The 16,846-nt window shown below is 37.8% G+C and carries 13 protein-coding genes; 10 read left to right on the forward strand and 3 right to left on the reverse strand.

All coding sequences use genetic code 11. The features are described 5' to 3' along the window. Positions 1-132: 132 nt before the first annotated feature. The 7 genes from O0931_RS10450 to O0931_RS10480 all read left to right on the forward strand — a co-directional run bounded on the left by O0931_RS10450 (position 133) and on the right by O0931_RS10480 (position 11,446). On the forward strand, positions 133-1,302 hold the full coding sequence (locus O0931_RS10450) for an efflux RND transporter periplasmic adaptor subunit (RefSeq protein ID WP_269415522.1): 1,170 nt from the start codon (positions 133-135) through the stop codon (positions 1,300-1,302). 49 nt (positions 1,303-1,351) lie between these two features. Beyond that, on the forward strand, positions 1,352-4,531 hold the full coding sequence (locus O0931_RS10455; RefSeq protein WP_269415523.1) for an efflux RND transporter permease subunit: 3,180 nt from the start codon (positions 1,352-1,354) through the stop codon (positions 4,529-4,531). Between the two features lie 12 nt (positions 4,532-4,543). Next, on the forward strand, positions 4,544-5,944 hold the full coding sequence (locus O0931_RS10460; protein WP_269415524.1) for an efflux transporter outer membrane subunit: 1,401 nt from the start codon (positions 4,544-4,546) through the stop codon (positions 5,942-5,944). Between the two features lie 314 nt (positions 5,945-6,258). Next, complete coding sequence (locus O0931_RS10465; RefSeq protein WP_269415525.1) at positions 6,259-9,150, forward strand: DEAD/DEAH box helicase; 2,892 nt, start codon at positions 6,259-6,261, stop codon at positions 9,148-9,150. Positions 9,151-9,584: 434 nt separating this feature from the next. Continuing rightward, positions 9,585-9,902: a YgaP family membrane protein gene (locus O0931_RS10470; RefSeq protein WP_269415526.1), complete on the forward strand. Its 318-nt coding sequence runs from the start codon at positions 9,585-9,587 to the stop codon at positions 9,900-9,902. Between the two features lie 66 nt (positions 9,903-9,968). Then, the gene (locus O0931_RS10475) at positions 9,969-10,751 is read left to right on the forward strand and encodes a 3-keto-disaccharide hydrolase (RefSeq protein ID WP_269415527.1); all 783 of its coding nucleotides are present in this window, start codon (positions 9,969-9,971) and stop codon (positions 10,749-10,751) included. 101 nt (positions 10,752-10,852) lie between these two features. Next, on the forward strand, positions 10,853-11,446 hold the full coding sequence (locus O0931_RS10480; protein ID WP_269415528.1) for a TMEM175 family protein: 594 nt from the start codon (positions 10,853-10,855) through the stop codon (positions 11,444-11,446). 3 nt (positions 11,447-11,449) lie between these two features. On the opposite strand, the gene aat is transcribed toward O0931_RS10480, so the two are convergent. Then, the gene (aat, locus tag O0931_RS10485; protein ID WP_269415529.1) at positions 11,450-12,082 is read right to left on the reverse strand and encodes a leucyl/phenylalanyl-tRNA--protein transferase; all 633 of its coding nucleotides are present in this window, start codon (positions 12,080-12,082) and stop codon (positions 11,450-11,452) included. A gap of 74 nt (positions 12,083-12,156) precedes the next feature. On the opposite strand from aat, the gene O0931_RS10490 reads away from it, so the two are divergent. Both O0931_RS10490 and O0931_RS10495 read left to right on the forward strand, forming a co-directional pair. After that, positions 12,157-13,599, forward strand: coding sequence for a DUF1800 domain-containing protein (locus O0931_RS10490; protein ID WP_269415530.1), 1,443 nt, complete (start codon positions 12,157-12,159; stop codon positions 13,597-13,599). A 61-nt stretch (positions 13,600-13,660) separates the two neighbouring features. After that, the gene (locus O0931_RS10495) at positions 13,661-14,860 is read left to right on the forward strand and encodes a DUF1501 domain-containing protein (RefSeq protein ID WP_269415531.1); all 1,200 of its coding nucleotides are present in this window, start codon (positions 13,661-13,663) and stop codon (positions 14,858-14,860) included. 153 nt (positions 14,861-15,013) lie between these two features. On the opposite strand, the gene O0931_RS10500 is transcribed toward O0931_RS10495, so the two are convergent. Next, positions 15,014-15,367 (reverse strand): hypothetical protein, encoded by a 354-nt coding sequence (locus O0931_RS10500; RefSeq protein WP_269415532.1) that lies wholly within the window; start codon positions 15,365-15,367, stop codon positions 15,014-15,016. A gap of 108 nt (positions 15,368-15,475) precedes the next feature. On the opposite strand from O0931_RS10500, the gene O0931_RS10505 reads away from it, so the two are divergent. Then, the gene (locus O0931_RS10505; RefSeq protein ID WP_269415533.1) at positions 15,476-15,844 is read left to right on the forward strand and encodes a YccF domain-containing protein; all 369 of its coding nucleotides are present in this window, start codon (positions 15,476-15,478) and stop codon (positions 15,842-15,844) included. On the opposite strand, the gene O0931_RS10510 is transcribed toward O0931_RS10505, so the two are convergent. Next, complete coding sequence (locus O0931_RS10510; RefSeq protein ID WP_269415534.1) at positions 15,841-16,815, reverse strand: App1 family protein phosphatidate phosphatase; 975 nt, start codon at positions 16,813-16,815, stop codon at positions 15,841-15,843. The two genes, O0931_RS10505 and O0931_RS10510, sit on opposite strands and share 4 nt — an antisense overlap. Between the last annotated feature and the right edge of the window lie 31 nt (positions 16,816-16,846).

Below are 16,846 nucleotides of genomic sequence, written 5' to 3' on the forward strand. Positions count from 1 at the left end.
GATTAAATGACAGAATTCGGACAGATTTATTTTTTTTTAGGCTCTATTTTTGGATACAAATCGCAAAGTTGAAAACGCAATTCTATGCTGTTTTTGAACTATGAAATAAATTTAAACTCACAAGAATAGTCCATGAGAAAAATAACAACTCTCTTTTTCGGTATCGGTGCCGCTATGATTTTAGCATCCTGTGGCGGTAACGACGATGCTAAAAAAGCGCAAGCTGCTGCAGCGGCTGGTCCGCAAGCTTACCCGGTTTTTACCGTTAATGCGCAAACTACAGAATTAAATTCAGATTACCCTGCAACTATAGAAGGTATTCAAAACATTGATATCCGCCCTAAAGTAGACGGTTTTATTCAAAAAATATTAGTAGATGAGGGTGCGGTTGTTAAGAAGGGTCAATTGCTTTTCACCATCATGGCACCTCAATATGAACAGGAAGTTCGCACAGCAAAGGCTGCCATCAGTAGTGCTGAAGCAGATGTTGTTGCCGCTCAGCTTCAGGTTAACAAAACCAGGCCATTGGTGGAGAAAGATATCATCAGCAAATATGATTTAGATGCCGCCCAGTTAACCCTTCAAAGCAAAAAGGCTGCATTGGCACAAGCTAAAGCAGCTTTAGTTAACGCTCAGGTAAATTTAAGCTACACCTCAATTACCAGTCCTGTTGATGGTATTGTGGGAAGCATCCCGTTCCGTAATGGAAGTTTAGTAAGCAGTTCAAGTACTGAACCTCTAACTACGGTTTCAAATACATCTAAAGTTTATGCATACTTCTCCCTGAATGAGAAACAACTTTTAGATTTTTCTAAAACTTATAAAGGCAATACTTTGGCGCAACAGATGAAAAATATACCTCCTGTAAGTTTAGTACTGGCTGATGGAACCGTTTACGCTCAGGATGGCAAAATTGAATCCATAAACAGCCAGATTAATACGAGTACCGGTTCGGCGAGTTTGAGAGCAACGTTTCCAAACCCGGTAGCCTTATTAAAATCCGGCGGTAGTGCATCGGTTAGAATTCCTCAAAAAGTTGAAAATGCAATCCTGGTTCCTCAGAAATCGACCATCGATTTACAGGGTAAAAAATTCGTTTATGTATTGGGCGATTCAGCAAAAATTATCAGTACCGAAATCCAGATTATGGATTTGGCCAAAGATAAATTTTATGTGGTAACAAAAGGCCTGAAAGCGGGTGATAAAGTTGTTTTAGAAGGTTTCCAATCCCTAAAAGATGGCACTAAAATAAAACCACAGGAAAAAAGTGCCGATTCAGTTTATGCTGACCTAAAAAAATAAATGATATAATCAGTGCAATTCACACTAATCAGTGTAATCAATATTAATTATGTTTAAAAGATTCATAGAAAGGCCGGTTCTATCAACGGTTATATCCATCATTATCGTTATTCTCGGTGTTTTAGGTTTAGCTACTTTACCGGTTTCGCAATACCCCGAAATTGCGCCTCCAACGGTGCAGGTTTCTACTTCATACCAGGGTGCAAATGCCGATGTGGTTATGAATAGCGTTGTTGTTCCGCTCGAAGAACAAATCAATGGTGTTGAAAACATGACTTACATGACTTCAACAGCAAGTAACGATGGTACCGCAACCATTACCGTAAATTTTAAATTAGGTACTAACCCCGATTTGGCTGCCGTAAACGTTCAAAACCGGGTAGCCAGGGCAACAAGTTTATTGCCGGCAGAAGTAACAAAGTCGGGTGTAATTACAGCGAAAAGGCAAGCCAGTAATGTGTTAATTTTTGGTTTGTACAGCGATGATCCTTCCTATGACCAGAAGTTTTTACAGAATTATGCCAATATCAATATTATTCCTCAAATCAAGCGTATTAATGGTGTAGGTGATGCCAGCGCATTCGGAACATTAGATTATACGATGCGTATCTGGTTGAAACCGGATGTGATGGCTACTTATGGCCTGGTACCTGCAGATATTAATACTGCTTTAGCCGACCAGAATGTGGAGGCAGCACCGGGTCAGTTTGGTGAGCAGGGTAACCAGGCTTTTCAGTATACCCTGAAATATACCGGCAGGTTAAAAGACGAGGCGCAATTTGGAAACATCATCATTAAATCAGATGCCAGCGGTCAGATTCTTCGTTTAAAAGATATTGCAAGGATTGAATTAGGTGCGCAGAGTTATGCAAGTTCGGTTAAATTTAATGGTAAACAGGCTTTAGGTATTGCGATTAACCAAACTGCCGGTTCAAATGCCAAAGAGGTAATTGAAAATTCGATTAAAACTTTAGATGAAGCACAGAAATCTTTTCCAAAAGGTGTGCACTACTCAACGCTCGTAAACGTAAATGATTTCTTAGATGCATCAATTGAAAAGGTGATCCACACCTTAATCGAAGCATTTATCCTGGTTTTCTTAGTGGTATTTATTTTCCTTCAGGATTTCCGTTCAACGTTAATTCCGGCGATAAGTGTTCCGGTAGCGATTATTGGTACCTTCTTCTTCCTGAGTTTATTCGGCTTTACCATCAACTTATTAACTTTATTTGCCCTTGTACTTGCCATTGGTATTGTAGTGGATGATGCGATTGTGGTTGTAGAGGCTGTCCATGCCAAATTAGATGAAGGCTACACCGATGCCAGAAAAGCTACGATTGATGCAATGGATGACATCAGCGGTGCGATTATTTCAATCACCTTGGTAATGGCTGCCGTATTTATCCCGGTGAGTTTTATCCAGGGTTCATCAGGTGTATTTTATAAACAGTTTGGTTTAACGCTGGCAATTTCAATTATCCTGTCGGCGATTAACGCATTGACTTTAAGTCCGGCGTTATGTGCCTTATTTTTAAAGCCACATACTGAAGATCACGAGAAAAAGAAGAATTTCCTAAATCGTTTCTACGATGCTTTCAATACTTCATTTGATGCGGTGACCGGAAAATATAAAAAATCGGTTGGCTTCCTTTCCCGTAATAAATGGATGGTTGGATTGGGTATTGCATTCTTCACAATAGTTTTGGTTTGGACGATGAATACCACACCAAAAGGCTTCGTACCCAATGAGGATTTAGGAACCATATACTCTGACATTTCCTTACCTGCAGGAACATCTCAGGAAGAAACGAATGTAGTTATTTCCAAGATTGACAGTGTTGCGCACGGTATTCCTGAAATTAAAAATACATTAAGAGTTGTAGGCCGTAGCCTTATCAGTGGTACAGGTAGTTCTTACGGTATGGTAATTTCCCGGTTATCTCCTTGGGATGAACGTAAACGTGATGTAAAAGCGATTATCGGAGAGCTCTTTGCTAAAACGGCTAACATCAAAGGGGCTAAAATTATATTCTTTGCGCCCCCTACCATTCAGGGTTTTGGTACAAGTGGTGGTTTTGAGTTTCAGTTACAGGATAAAACCGGTGGCGATATTAATAAATTCAATGAAATCGGCAATGGATTTTTAGCGGCGCTGAGTAAACGTCCGGAAATTCAGTACGCTTCAACTTCATTTAACCCAAACTTCCCGCAATATCAAATTGATGTAAATGTGGCAAAAGTTAAACAGGCCGGTTTAACCGTGGCCGATGTTTTAGGTGTAATGCAAGGTTATTATGGTGGTGTTTATGCATCAAACTTTAATAAATTTGGTAAACAGTTCAGGGTTATGTACCAGGCCGATGCGCAATATCGTGCCAATGAACAAACGTTAACCCGAATTTTTGTTAGAAATGGTTCTGGCCAGATGGCACCTGTTTCTGAATTTATTACCTTAACCAAAGTTTATGGTCCGCAGGCAATTTCGCGTTTCAACTTATTCACGTCGATTGCAATAACCGGTAACCCGAATGCAGGTTATAGTTCCGGAGATGCATTAAAAGCAGTACAGGAAGTTGCTGCAGAAAGTTTGCCTTCAGGATATGGTTATGAATTCTCAGGTTTATCCCGCGAGGAAATGAGTAGCGGTAGCGAAACCGTTTTAATCTTTCTACTTTGTGTAATCTTCGTTTATTTCTTACTGGCGGCACAATACGAAAGTTATATCTTGCCACTAGCCGTATTAATATCATTACCAATTGGTTTAGCCGGCGTATTCGTTTTCGATAAAATTTTCGGTGTGGATAACAACATCTACACGCAGATCACACTGATTATGCTTGTTGGTTTACTGGCCAAAAATGCGATTCTGATTGTAGAATATGCTGTTGACAGGCGACGAAAAGGAATGAGCATTGTAAATGCGGCTATAGATGGGGCTACGGCTCGTTTACGCCCGATTTTAATGACTTCTTTTGCCTTTATTCTGGGCTTACTGCCTTTGATGTTATCATCAGGTGTTGGTGCATCAGGAAATAAATCCATTGGTACAGGTGCCGTTGGCGGAATGTTAATAGGTACATTATTCGGCGTATTTGTAATTCCTTCATTGTTTATCATCTTCCAAAATCTTCAGGAAAAAATAAGCAATAAATCTCCTTTTGATGAGGGCATTGAAAAAGAACAAACACCTGAAGAGTACGAATTAGCAACAGCTAAAAGTAAACACTAATTTAAACAGACCATGAAATTAAAATCTAGATATTCAATTTTAATCGGTTTTGCCATTCTTACTTTGAGTGCCTGCGTAACTAAAAAATACACACGCCCGGAAGCTGGAAGTTCAGGTTTATACCGGGATAATAACACAACAGACACGACAACTATGGCAGATCTGCCATGGAAAAGTTTATTTTCTGATACTACGTTGCAATCGCTGATCCAGCAAGGGATAAATCAAAACTTAGATTTGAAACAGGCCATTGAACGCATTAAAATTTCTGAGGCAACTTTGCGTCAGAGCCGCGCCGCATTTTTGCCAAGTTTACAGGCAGATGTTTCTGTTACCGATAACAAATCAGCAGCAGCGGCACAAAATTTTCCGGCAGGAATTAACATTAATTTAGAAACCCAAACTTATAAAGCCGGATTAAGTACGGCTTGGGAAGCAGACATCTGGGGCAAATTAAGCAGTGCTAAACGTGCGGCTTATGCAACTTTACTGCAAACAGATGCTGCAAAACGCGCTGTTCAAACGCAGTTGATTGCAACAATTGCGACAAGCTATTATACTTTGTTAGCGTTAGATAAACAATTAGCTATAACTGAACAAACCATTGAAATCCGGATTAAGGATGTTGAAACGATGAAAGCCTTAAAAGAAGGTGCAATTGTAAATGGTGCAGCTGTTGTACAAAGTGAAGCAAATTTGTATGCTGCACAGGTTACCTTACCCGATTTAAAAAGAAGTATAAAAGAAGCAGAAAATGCGTTAAGCATTGTTTTGGCCAAAGCACCAGGTCCGATTAACCGCACAAATTTAGACCAGCAAGTACCATACACAAATTTACAAACAGGCGTTTCTGCGCAGCTTTTACAAAATCGCCCCGATGTTATTGCGGCTGAATTTGGCTTCCGATCGGCATTTGAAAATACCAATGTGGCAAAGACTTACTTTTACCCGTCTTTAACTTTAACTGCTTCCGGTGGATTAACAAGTTTGCAGTTAAGCAATTTTTTCGATAAGTCTATTTTTTATAATCTAGTCGGCGGTTTAACCCAGCCTATTTTTGCAAAAGGCGCTAATAAAGCGCGTTTAACGACAGCTCAGGCAAATCAACAAATCGCATTTTATACTTTTCAGCAAACACTTTTAACCGGCGGTCAAGAAGTGTCGAATGCTTTATATGCATATCAAACGGCTGCCGAAAAAGAAGAAACCCGGGCAAAACAAATTGCTTCCCTAACTAAAGCCGTAGATTATACCAAAGAATTATTGCGCTATAGTTCGGCAACAAATTACACTGATGTTTTAACTTCAGAACAAAGCCTGTTAACTGCTCAGTTAAGTGGCATTAACGACAGATTACAAAAACTACAATCCATTGTTGAATTATACCGTGCTTTAGGCGGTGGCTGGAAATAAGGTAAATAATTATTTATTAACAGATAAAAGCATTCTGAAATTCAGGATGCTTTTTTTGTTTTGCTATGTACCGAAATCTAACATGGAAATTTTTAACCTGTGTTTTTGTGACAAACCGAATTAAAACAGTTGCTACAGAATCTTCGAAGACACGAAAATTTTATTTATTTTGAACGGTATTTCGATGGTGAGCACTATAGCGCTTGTTGATTTTTTTTATTCCTATTTCAGCTACTTCTTTTGATGTAACCTTAAAATATTGTAAGTTTAAAGTTTTTTAAGCGCTTAGCTTTTAAAAAATTTTAACTCATCAAATGTTACGCGTCGATAGCTCTAAAAACTGTAAAGTTGTGTACTCCTTGTGCAAGCATGAGTATTTAGGCTATTTAATTGAACCTCATGTGGTTCAGCTTAATCCGCAAGGCGATTTCTCATTTACCTATCAAAGAATTTTCACACATACCGCTGAAGAGTTTAATGCTTGTATGAGTGAAATTGATTATAAGCTGATTAAAATATTAGATGATATTGAACAGGATTCACTTATCAAAAAACATTACAAAAAATTAATCAGGCCTACCGAATTTTTCACCAAAATTTTTGACGACAAGTTCTATGAAACGGTTCGCCCGAAAATTGAAAAAAAGCTTGCCGAAGCTTTGGAGCTGTTAAAAGTTAAGGATGAACTTTATTTAATGGATAAAGATGGCTGGCCGGTAGAACGTAAAATTGAATTAGCCGCTGAACCCGCTTCTATACTTTTTCACTTCCGGAGGAACGAAACGGAAACACGTTATTTCCCGACAATCAAATATCAGAATTTGCGCATCGAATTTATGTTTAAAGAAGCGCAAATCATCAGCAATAAACCAGCCTGGCTGTTATTGAACGATGTTTTATATTTTTTTGACCAGGATATTGAAGGCAAAAAGTTACAGCCTTTTTTAGCTAAGCGCTATATCGCGATACCTAAATCCACGGAAGCTGCTTATTTCGAGAAATTTGTGGCGCCCTTAATTGAGAAACATCATGTTTATGCTGAAGGTTTTGAAATCAGAACGGAGCAATATGAAGCAGTACCGGTTTTAAAAGTTCTTTATGTAGATGGAGGCGTATCACAAATACAACTTTATTTCAAATATGGTGAATATATTTTCCCGGTAGAAAATGCCCATAAGGTTACCGTCCGGTTAGAAAAAACAGCAGATAACTACATATTTCATAGAATTAAACGTTCTGCCGATTGGGAGAAAAAACAATTCAGTTTGCTATTATCACTCGGCTTAAAAAAAACAAGCGCATTATTTAGCCACCTGGAAGTTATTTCCGCAGATGAAAATCCAAGTTATGCGGCCATTAACTGGGTAAATGAACACATTGAAATTTTGGAAGCTTCTGGTTTTGAAATTGAGCAGGCAACCGGGCAAAAACGTTTTGTTTTTGGTGCAAGTAAAATCGACCTTGAAGTTAAAGAAGGAAATGATTGGTTCGATATTAACGCTGTTGTATGGTTTGGTAAATACCAGATACCGTTTTTATCGTTAAAACAACACATCCTCCATAAAAGGAGAGAATTCACCTTACCTGATGGCGAAGTAGCCATTATTCCTGATAAATGGTTCACTCAATATGGCAGCTTATTCAGCCTGGCCGAGGCGGGTAAAACACTGAAACTAAAGAAACACCACATCGGCTTAATTAATGATTTGGCCGAAGATAGCCTGGCAAATATAACCTTAGAACGTAAATTACAGCGTTTGAGCAATTTTGAGGATATTGCCGATATGCAGATGCCGGTTCATTTTAAAGGCAACTTACGCGATTATCAAAAAGCCGGTTACAACTGGTTCAGTTTTCTGCGTGAATATAATTTCGGTGGCTGTTTGGCCGATGATATGGGTTTGGGTAAAACCATTCAAACGCTTGCAATGCTGCAAAAAGTTAAGGAAGATGACCAGCTTATTGCTACGCAAACCACATCGTTAATTATTATGCCAACGTCGCTGATTTATAACTGGTTAACTGAGGCAAAAAAATTCACCCCGAAGCTTAAAATACTGGCACATACCGGCACAAACAGAAATAAAGATGTAGCCAACTTTGCCAATTATGATATTGTTATTACCACCTACGGCGTTACCAGGGTTGATATCGATGAGTTAAATAATTTTTATTTCAACTATGTGATTTTAGATGAAAGCCAAAACATAAAAAATCCTTCATCAAAATCTTTTAAAGCAGTTAGGGCGTTGAAATCACGGCACAGATTAATTTTGAGCGGTACGCCGGTCGAAAATTCTGTTGGCGATTTATGGTCGCAGTTAACCTTTTTAAATCCGGGTTTGCTGGGCACACAAGCCTTTTTTTACGACGAGTACGTTCAGGCCATTGAGAAGAAAAAAGATGAGGAGAAAGCCCGTAAACTTCAGTCGATAATAAAACCCTTTGTGCTTCGCCGGACAAAAGAACAGGTTGCATCTGAATTGCCGCCAAAAACCGAGCAGGTAATTTACTGCGACATGAGTGAAGACCAGGCTGCGTATTATGAAAAAACAAAATCTGCCTATCGTAACGATTTGTTGCAAAGCATGGATGATGGCACGTTTGCGCAAAAGCAGGTTCAGCTCTTACAGGGTTTAACAGCTTTGCGCCAGTTGGCAAATCACCCGTTCATGATTGATGCCGAATACCTTTCTGATTCAGGGAAATTTGAAAATGTTATCCATACATTAGATAACGTACTTAAAGGCGGTCATAAAGTTTTAGTGTTTTCCCAATTTGTTAAACACCTCGATATTTTCAAAAAACATTTCGAAGCTGAACATATTCCTTTTGCTTATTTAGATGGCGCCACCAGAAATCGCGGCGAAATTGTGTCCGAATTTCAGCAGAATGAAGATTTGAAGGTTTTCTTAATTTCTATAAAAGCCGGCGGGGTCGGCTTAAATTTAACACAGGCCGACTATGTTTTTATTTTAGACCCCTGGTGGAACCCGGCTGTTGAGCAGCAAGCGATTGACAGGACGCACCGTATTGGTCAGGATAAAAAAGTTTTCATCTATAAATTTATTGCTAAAGATACCGTTGAAGAAAAAATCCTTGCCCTGCAAAAGCGCAAAAAATCACTTGCAAATTCCTTAATCACGACTGAAGAAAGTTTCTTTAAATCGTTAAGTAAGGAAGATATCCGAGATATTTTGAATTAAGTATCCTGTAGTCACCCGTTATCTCGATCCGATAGCTATCGGATGAAACGCAGTGGAACGCCTGCCTGCCTGCGGAAGGCAGGGAGATATCTATACGGAGATATCTATATTAAAAGATTTCTCGACTACGTTGCACTCCGCTACCATTGACAGGTTCAAATAAAAGATCGTCTTCTCGACTGGAGTGAAACGGAATGGAGAGATCTTTGAATCAAGTATTGAAATGAAATTAAAAAGATTTCTCCGCTGCGGTCGAAATGACGACGCTTCGAGGAGATTATCGCCTTTAAATTCTCCTGTCATTTATATCGATTTTTATGAAATAAATTACACCTCGAAATGACGACAACCTTATTAAGTAAACAATATAAATTTCTTTTCAAAACTCATTCCTTCCTAACTTGTTATACTATTGAATATAAATTTCTATTATCATGACAAACGAAGATTTAAATACCACGATAAATAATATTAAAGAAGCATGGAATTATCCTGAGCTTTACAACAATGTATCTCGTTCTGAGCGTTGGTTATCTGGTGCAGCCGGAACGTATTTACTTTACAAAGGTATAACAGGGTTATTCTCTCACCCGGTAATTGGTTTAACAGGCGCCGCAATTGGTGCAGGTTTATTATACAGAGGTATAACTGGTTATTGTCCTGTTCGCGATATCTCTGAACAACAAAAAGAAAGCATAGCTCCTGATGAAGTTATTGTAACAGAAACTTATGTTGTAGATGATTTGGCGTAATAAATTGAATACTATTATTTTCATTTATTAATAAATCGATTAACTTTAACCAGTTAATCAGTAATTATGAGCAAATACGCATTATTATTTATCCCGGCATTTTTTTCAATGCAGGCAATGGCACAAGATAAAAAGATAGATCCGGCCAAAGATCCAAAAACAACAGAAGTTTGGGAACCGGTTCCAAAGGTGGTTACTCCGGGCAACTTACCTCAGGAAGCCCCTTCTGATGCAATAATCTTGTTTAACGGCAGAAATTTAGATGCATGGCATTCTGTAAAAGATGCAACTAAACCTGCAGCATGGACAATCGACGATGGTTTTTTCACCGTTAAAAAAGGTACAGGTAATATCGAAACGAATAAAAAGTTTACCGATTACCAATTACATATGGAATGGAAAATTCCTGCAAATATTACCGGCGAAGGTCAGGCACGCGGTAATAGCGGTGTATTTTTAGCATCAACGGGCGGTGGCGATGATGGTTACGAAATCCAGATTATGGACGCTTATAACAACAAAACTTATGTTAACGGCCAAACCGGAAGTGTTTACAAACAAGCCATTCCTTTAGCCAACGCAAATAAAAAACCTGGCGAGTGGCAATACTATGATATTATTTGGAATGCACCGCGTTTTAATGAGGATGGCAGCTTGCTAAAACCGGCCAGTGTTACCTTATTTTTAAACGGTGTGTTGCTTCAAAATGGTTTTGTTTTGAAAGGTGAAACAAGATACATCGGCGCACCACAATATAAAAAACATGGTCCTTCGTCAATCAAGCTTCAAGATCATGGCGACCCAAGTCCGGCGATAAGCTTTAGAAACATTTGGGTTAGAGAACTTTAAAAATATAAAACTATATTTTAAAATCCTGCGACTTAAAAATCGCGGGATTTTTTGTTTTAATAATAATTTGCTGCATAATTGTATTATCCAAGCAGTTAATTATGAATAAAGGTAGGTTAGAAGCATTTAGCGATGGAGTTTTCGCGATTATAATTACCATTATGGTTTTAGAAATCAAAGTACCGGAAGGAGAAAATCTGATGACTCTAAAACCTTTAATTCCGAAGTTTATCAGCTATGTTTTGAGTTTCACATATGTGGGTATTTATTGGAATAACCACCATCATTTAATGCATGCTGTAAAAAAAATAAGCGGACAAATGATGTGGGCAAACCTTAATCTTTTATTCTGGCTATCGCTGTTTCCCGTTACTGCCGGCTGGATGGGTGAAAATCACTTTGCTTTATGGCCGGTTGTTGTTTATGGCATAGTTTTATTCTTAGCGGCACTGGCGTACCTTTTATTAGTTATTGTTATAAAGAAAACAGAAGGTGAACATTCTTTAATTGTACAGGCAATTGGCAATGACAGCAAAGGAAAAATCTCCCTGGTTTTTTATGTTCTGGGTGCCGGTTTAGCCTTTATTAGTCCCTGGGTTGGTGCAAGTATGTATGTTGTAGTTGCCTGTATTTGGTTTATTCCCGACAGAAGAATTGAACATGCAATTCATCAAACATTAGAAGAAAAAAATTAAGAATTACCGGCTTTTCAATATACTTATAAAAGTATCTCGCTGAATCATTTCTGCGCCTAAACTCATTAAATGATCGTTAGGTAACTGACAATCAATTAAATCAACATCCGTTTTACTTAAAAAAATCAGCGCAGCTTTCGAAGCGTTGCTCACATGGCTGAACATACTTTCTCCGCAAAAAACACGGTTAATTTTCAATCCATATAACCCGCCAACCAAATTACCGTTTAACCACACCTCTACGCTATGGGCGAAACCTTTTTTGTGCAGGTTGATATATGCATCCTGCATTTCCCTGGTAATCCAGGTCGAATCCTGACCTGTTCTGGGCGTTGTTGCACAATTTTTAATGACTTCTGAAAATGCCTGGTTAATCGTTATTTTAAAAACCCCGTCCTTAATAATTTTCTTCATGCTTTTGCTAATTTTTATCTTATCAGGATAAATTACGCAGCGCTGATGTGGCGAATACCAGAGAATTGGTTCGCCTTCACTAAACCATGGAAAAATACCATTTGAATAGGCTAAAAGCAATCTTTTTAAACTTAAATCGCCTCCTATGGCCAGCAAACCATCGTCTTCTGCCAGGGCAGGATTCGGAAAACTCAGGTCATCATCAGACAATTGAAAAAACATACGTAAAAGTAGCAAATGAAACAAAGATTAAACCACTGCGTTTTAATTAAGTCATACTATTAAAAGTTATCATTATGAGTTCGAAAGATAATTTCTATAAAGTAAAACATCTTTACAACAGAGCAGGTTTTGGTATATCCTATACAGATTTACACAAATTAAGCAGGAAAAATCTAAGCAAAGTTATTGATGGTTTGTTTAAGCAACCCAAAGAAGCAGATGATATTACACTGATTGATACAGTCGCTTCTAAACAACAGCTTCTAATGCAGGCAGGCTTATACGCGAAGAAAGACTTAACCGACGAGGAAAAAAAGCAACGCCAGGATATTATAAAAATGCAGAATGAAAAAAGCCGCGATTTGAATATTGCCTGGGTGGAGAAAATGATAAATACGCCGAATCCGCTGCGAGAGAAGATGACGCTTTTCTGGCATGGTCATTTTGCCTGCAGAAGCAACAATCCAATGTTTGCACAACAGCTTAATAATATTCAAAGAACAAATTGTTTAGGCAGTTTTAAAACCTTACTGGTTGAGGTTTCTAAATCGCCTGCCATGTTACAGTATTTAAATAACCAGCAAAACAGAAAAGGGAAACCTAATGAAAATTTTGCCCGGGAGCTGATGGAATTATTCACTTTAGGACGGGGAAATTATTCGGAGCAGGATATAAAAGAATCAGCACGTTCTTTTACAGGCTGGATGTACGACAAAGATGGTTCGTTTATTTTCAGACCGAATTTGCACGATACCGGTACAAAAACTTTTTTTGGAAAAATTGGAGACTTCGATGGCGAAAACATCATTGATATCATTTTAGATAAGCCTGAAACGGCTGAATTCATTTCTCGAAAGGTTTATAAGTTTTTTGTAAACGATACACCAAATGAAGCTCACGTAAAGGAATTAGCACTGGCATTTTTCAATTCGAAGTATGATATTTCTGAACTGATGAAGAAAATGTTTACCGCCGACTGGTTTTATGCGCCAGAAAATGTAGGTACTAAAATTAAATCGCCGGCTGAATTTTTGGTTGGATTAAGCCGTGAGTTTTACGTTACTTATAATAAACCGCAGGTTTTAATTCAGTTACAAAGCAGTTTGGGTCAATACTTATTTAATCCACCAAATGTAGCCGGTTGGCCGGGCGGACAAAGCTGGATAGATAGTTCTTCGTTAATGTTGCGCATGCGCATTCCATCTTTAGTTTTAAATGATGGCGAAATAGATTTCAGCGGTAAAGCCGACCCGGAAGATGAAGCCGTAATTGCACAGAGTAAAACGGCCACAGCGAACGCAAACATAAAAACGAAACCAAAATCTTTTGTTGATGCGAAGGCAGATTGGCAGAAGTTTTTAGACACGCTGCCAAAAGGAATAACACCGGTTGAACTTGCGGAATTTTTACTTCAACCAAAACTGACTGATAAAATAACAAAAATGATTAGCAACAATGCGGGCTTGAGAAATACCTCTGTAGAACTTGCAAGCATGCCCGAATATCAACTTTGTTAAAAGCCCTTAGTACCTAAAGTTAAAAGGCACGATATATAAACAACCATTAAATTTAAAAAAAATGGATAGAAGAAGTTTTTTAAGAAATACAGGTTTTGTAGCCGCAGGTTCACTTTTCGTTCCGGCATTTATGAAACCTTTGGAGGCAATGGCGCTCGATGAGTTGAACCTGTATAAAAATTTAGTTGTCGTACAGCTTTCCGGCGGTAATGATGGTCTAAATACGGTTATCCCTTATGGTAACGACATTTACTATCAAAAAAGAAAGGGTATCGCCATTAAACCGGAAGAAGTAATTAAGTTAACCGACATGCAGGGCTTGAATCCAAATATGGCAGCATTACAGGAAATTCACGACCAGGGTTGGATGACGATTATTAATGATGTGGGTTATCCAAATCCCGATCGATCGCACTTTCGCTCAATGGATATCTGGCAAACGGGAAGTGAAAGTAATCAGTTTCTATCTACCGGATGGATTGGCCGTTACCTGGATAGCAATTGCCAGACTTGCAAGTTTCCCTATACCGCTATCGAAGTAGATGATTCACTTTCGCTGGCCATGAAGGGGCAAACTAAAAAAGGTATCGCACTAAAAGATCCTGCAGCATTGTTTCGTAACACCAATGATCCTTTCTTTAAAGCGATGTTACAAAATGACAAAGAACATTTAGATGAAGATAATTTGGGTTATCTGTACAAAACAATGATCGAAACCTCTTCTTCTGCAAGTTATATTCAAAACACTTCTAAAGTTTATCAAAGTAAAGCCACTTACCCACAATCTGGTTTTGCAAATCAGTTGAAAACTGTTTCCAAATTCATTTCATCGGGATTAAAAACTAGGGTTTATTATGTGTCGTTGAGCGGTTTTGATACACATGTAAATCAAGTTCAGCAACAGGGAAATTTGCTTAAACAATACAGCGAAGGCATGGCCGCTTTCTTGAAAGATTTAAAAACAAACAATAAACTTGAAGATACTTTAGTGGTTACGTTTTCTGAGTTCGGGCGGAGGGTTGAACAAAATGCAAGTAATGGTACCGACCATGGAACAGCAAATAACATGTTTATCTTCGGAGGCCGGTTGAAGAAACAAGGTATTTTTAACGAAGCACCAAATTTAAGTGATTTAGATACCGGTGATTTGAAATATCAACTCGATTTCAGGCAGGTTTATGGAACTATTTTAGATAAATGGCTCGATGTAAACAATGCCGACATTTTGAATAAGAAGTTTAATACGTTGGATTTCATTTAAGGTTTAAAAGGTTTCCCGCAGATTTTCGCGGAAAAAATGTGCTTAATACCTTGGATTTTATTTCATGCCCTATAGGTTTCCCGCAGATTTTCGCGGAAGACAAATAGCGAGAATAAGTTAGTTTAGCAAATCTGCGGGAAATGAATAATCTTGCTATTTTCTTTTTAGCAGGTATTTTGTATAACTCGAATCCTTTCCGTTTTGAACTTCTCTTGCCTGAAAAATTTCATATCCATAATTTTTCATTTTATTTGCACAATCCAATAAAGAATTAAACCCTATCCTTTTCCCATTGTCATCTCTGATTAAGTTGTCGTCACTGTAATCAACTTTTTGTCCGTATTCAAGTCTTATTCCAATTTTATTACTAAAAGGCTGGGTGTCTTCAGAGATTTCAATGTAAGGCGAATTAATATCAGTTAATTTAACTTTGTTAACATTTTGAGCTTTTGCTCCGGAAAAAGCAAAGCAGGCAACAGCTGTAGCCAGGACAAATAATTTTTTCATAATAAGGTTTTCTTTTGTGTGTAATCTAAAATAAGAAAATATATGCTTTAAGCTTTTGCCTTATTTGTAACAAAATTGATTTCCTGCTATCTTAAAATAAAAGCAACAATGAATTTTTTAGGCAACATCATTTGGATTATTTTCGGTGGGATTTTCATTTTCTTTGAATACCTAATCGGTGGATTAATCCTTTGCCTAACCATTATCGGCATCCCATTTGGTATTCAATGCTTTAAATTCGCTGTTGTGGGCTTGGCACCATTTGGTGTTAAAATAACCGATACTTCATCGAACACAGGTTGTCTTTCTACAATTATGAACATCATCTGGATTTGTTGCGGAGGCATCTGGATAGCATTAACACACTTCTTTTTTGGTATTTTGCTTTGCCTGACAATTGTCGGGATTCCTTTCGGTCGCCAGCATTTTAAATTAATGAACCTGGCTTTTACACCATTCGGGAAGTCGATAACTTAACTAATCAGTCCGATTGTTTTTGAATGTTCAATAGCTTCATTGCTGTTATTAAAAAGGCAGGTATAAACATTATTAACTTCCACCTTTTTTAAAAGCATTTTTGTTTCGTTCGCTCTTTCCGGACGAATATTTCTAATGTAAATCGCTTCGATATTTTTTGGATATTTTTCTGCTATGGAAGTATAAATTTCCGGATCCTGCTGTGAGTTATCGCCAAAAAAAATAAATTTTTGATTTGGAAAAGCATCTAAAATCCGCATCACCCGGAGCAGTTTACCTTCGTGTCCTGTTTTACCGGTTTTAACCAAATCCTTCCATCTTTTTAAAGTGTTAAGCAAAAAAGCTCCATTTGGTAAATTATTAAATTTAAATGTTTCCAGCAGGTAATCATATAAGTTCCATTCGCTACTGCTTACATAGAAAAAGGGATTTGGTTGTTCTGCCTTTGTGTGTGCAAATGCAAGTTGCCGATAGTGTTTTGCGGCATCAGGAAAAGTTTTCCTCGTATGTGGGTTTTTAATAAAAAGCTCCCGTAATCGTCTTCCAATTGTTGCCGAATGTGAAATCATAACAGTATCATCCACATCAGATATAAAAGCATACTGGGTGATATGCGGAACATAAATTTCACCTTCGCCTGAATTTAAAATATTTCCATTTTCATCAATTGCCTCAACCATTACCGCATGCCAGCCTGCTGCTACCTCTTTTTCTGCCTCAAATTCAAACTTAAAGAAACCATCTGCTTCGGTTTTATTATATATGGTTTGCGTTGAAAACTGAAGCCTTATTTGCACAAAAGGATAAGGTTTGAGTACAAAAAGCTTGAACAGGTGAATGATGTTCACGAATAAATTGTTACTGTATATCTGGTTAGTTTTTGCTTTATGTTTAAAAACATGCCCATAAACCACTAAATTGTGTGTGTGGCCATAACCATGATATACTTTAACGCTAACCGATTTATTCATTATAATTAAAACAGAGTTTGTAATAAGTTGT

Source organism: Pedobacter rhodius (assembly GCF_027213645.1).
Lineage (GTDB): Bacteria > Bacteroidota > Bacteroidia > Sphingobacteriales > Sphingobacteriaceae > Pedobacter > Pedobacter rhodius.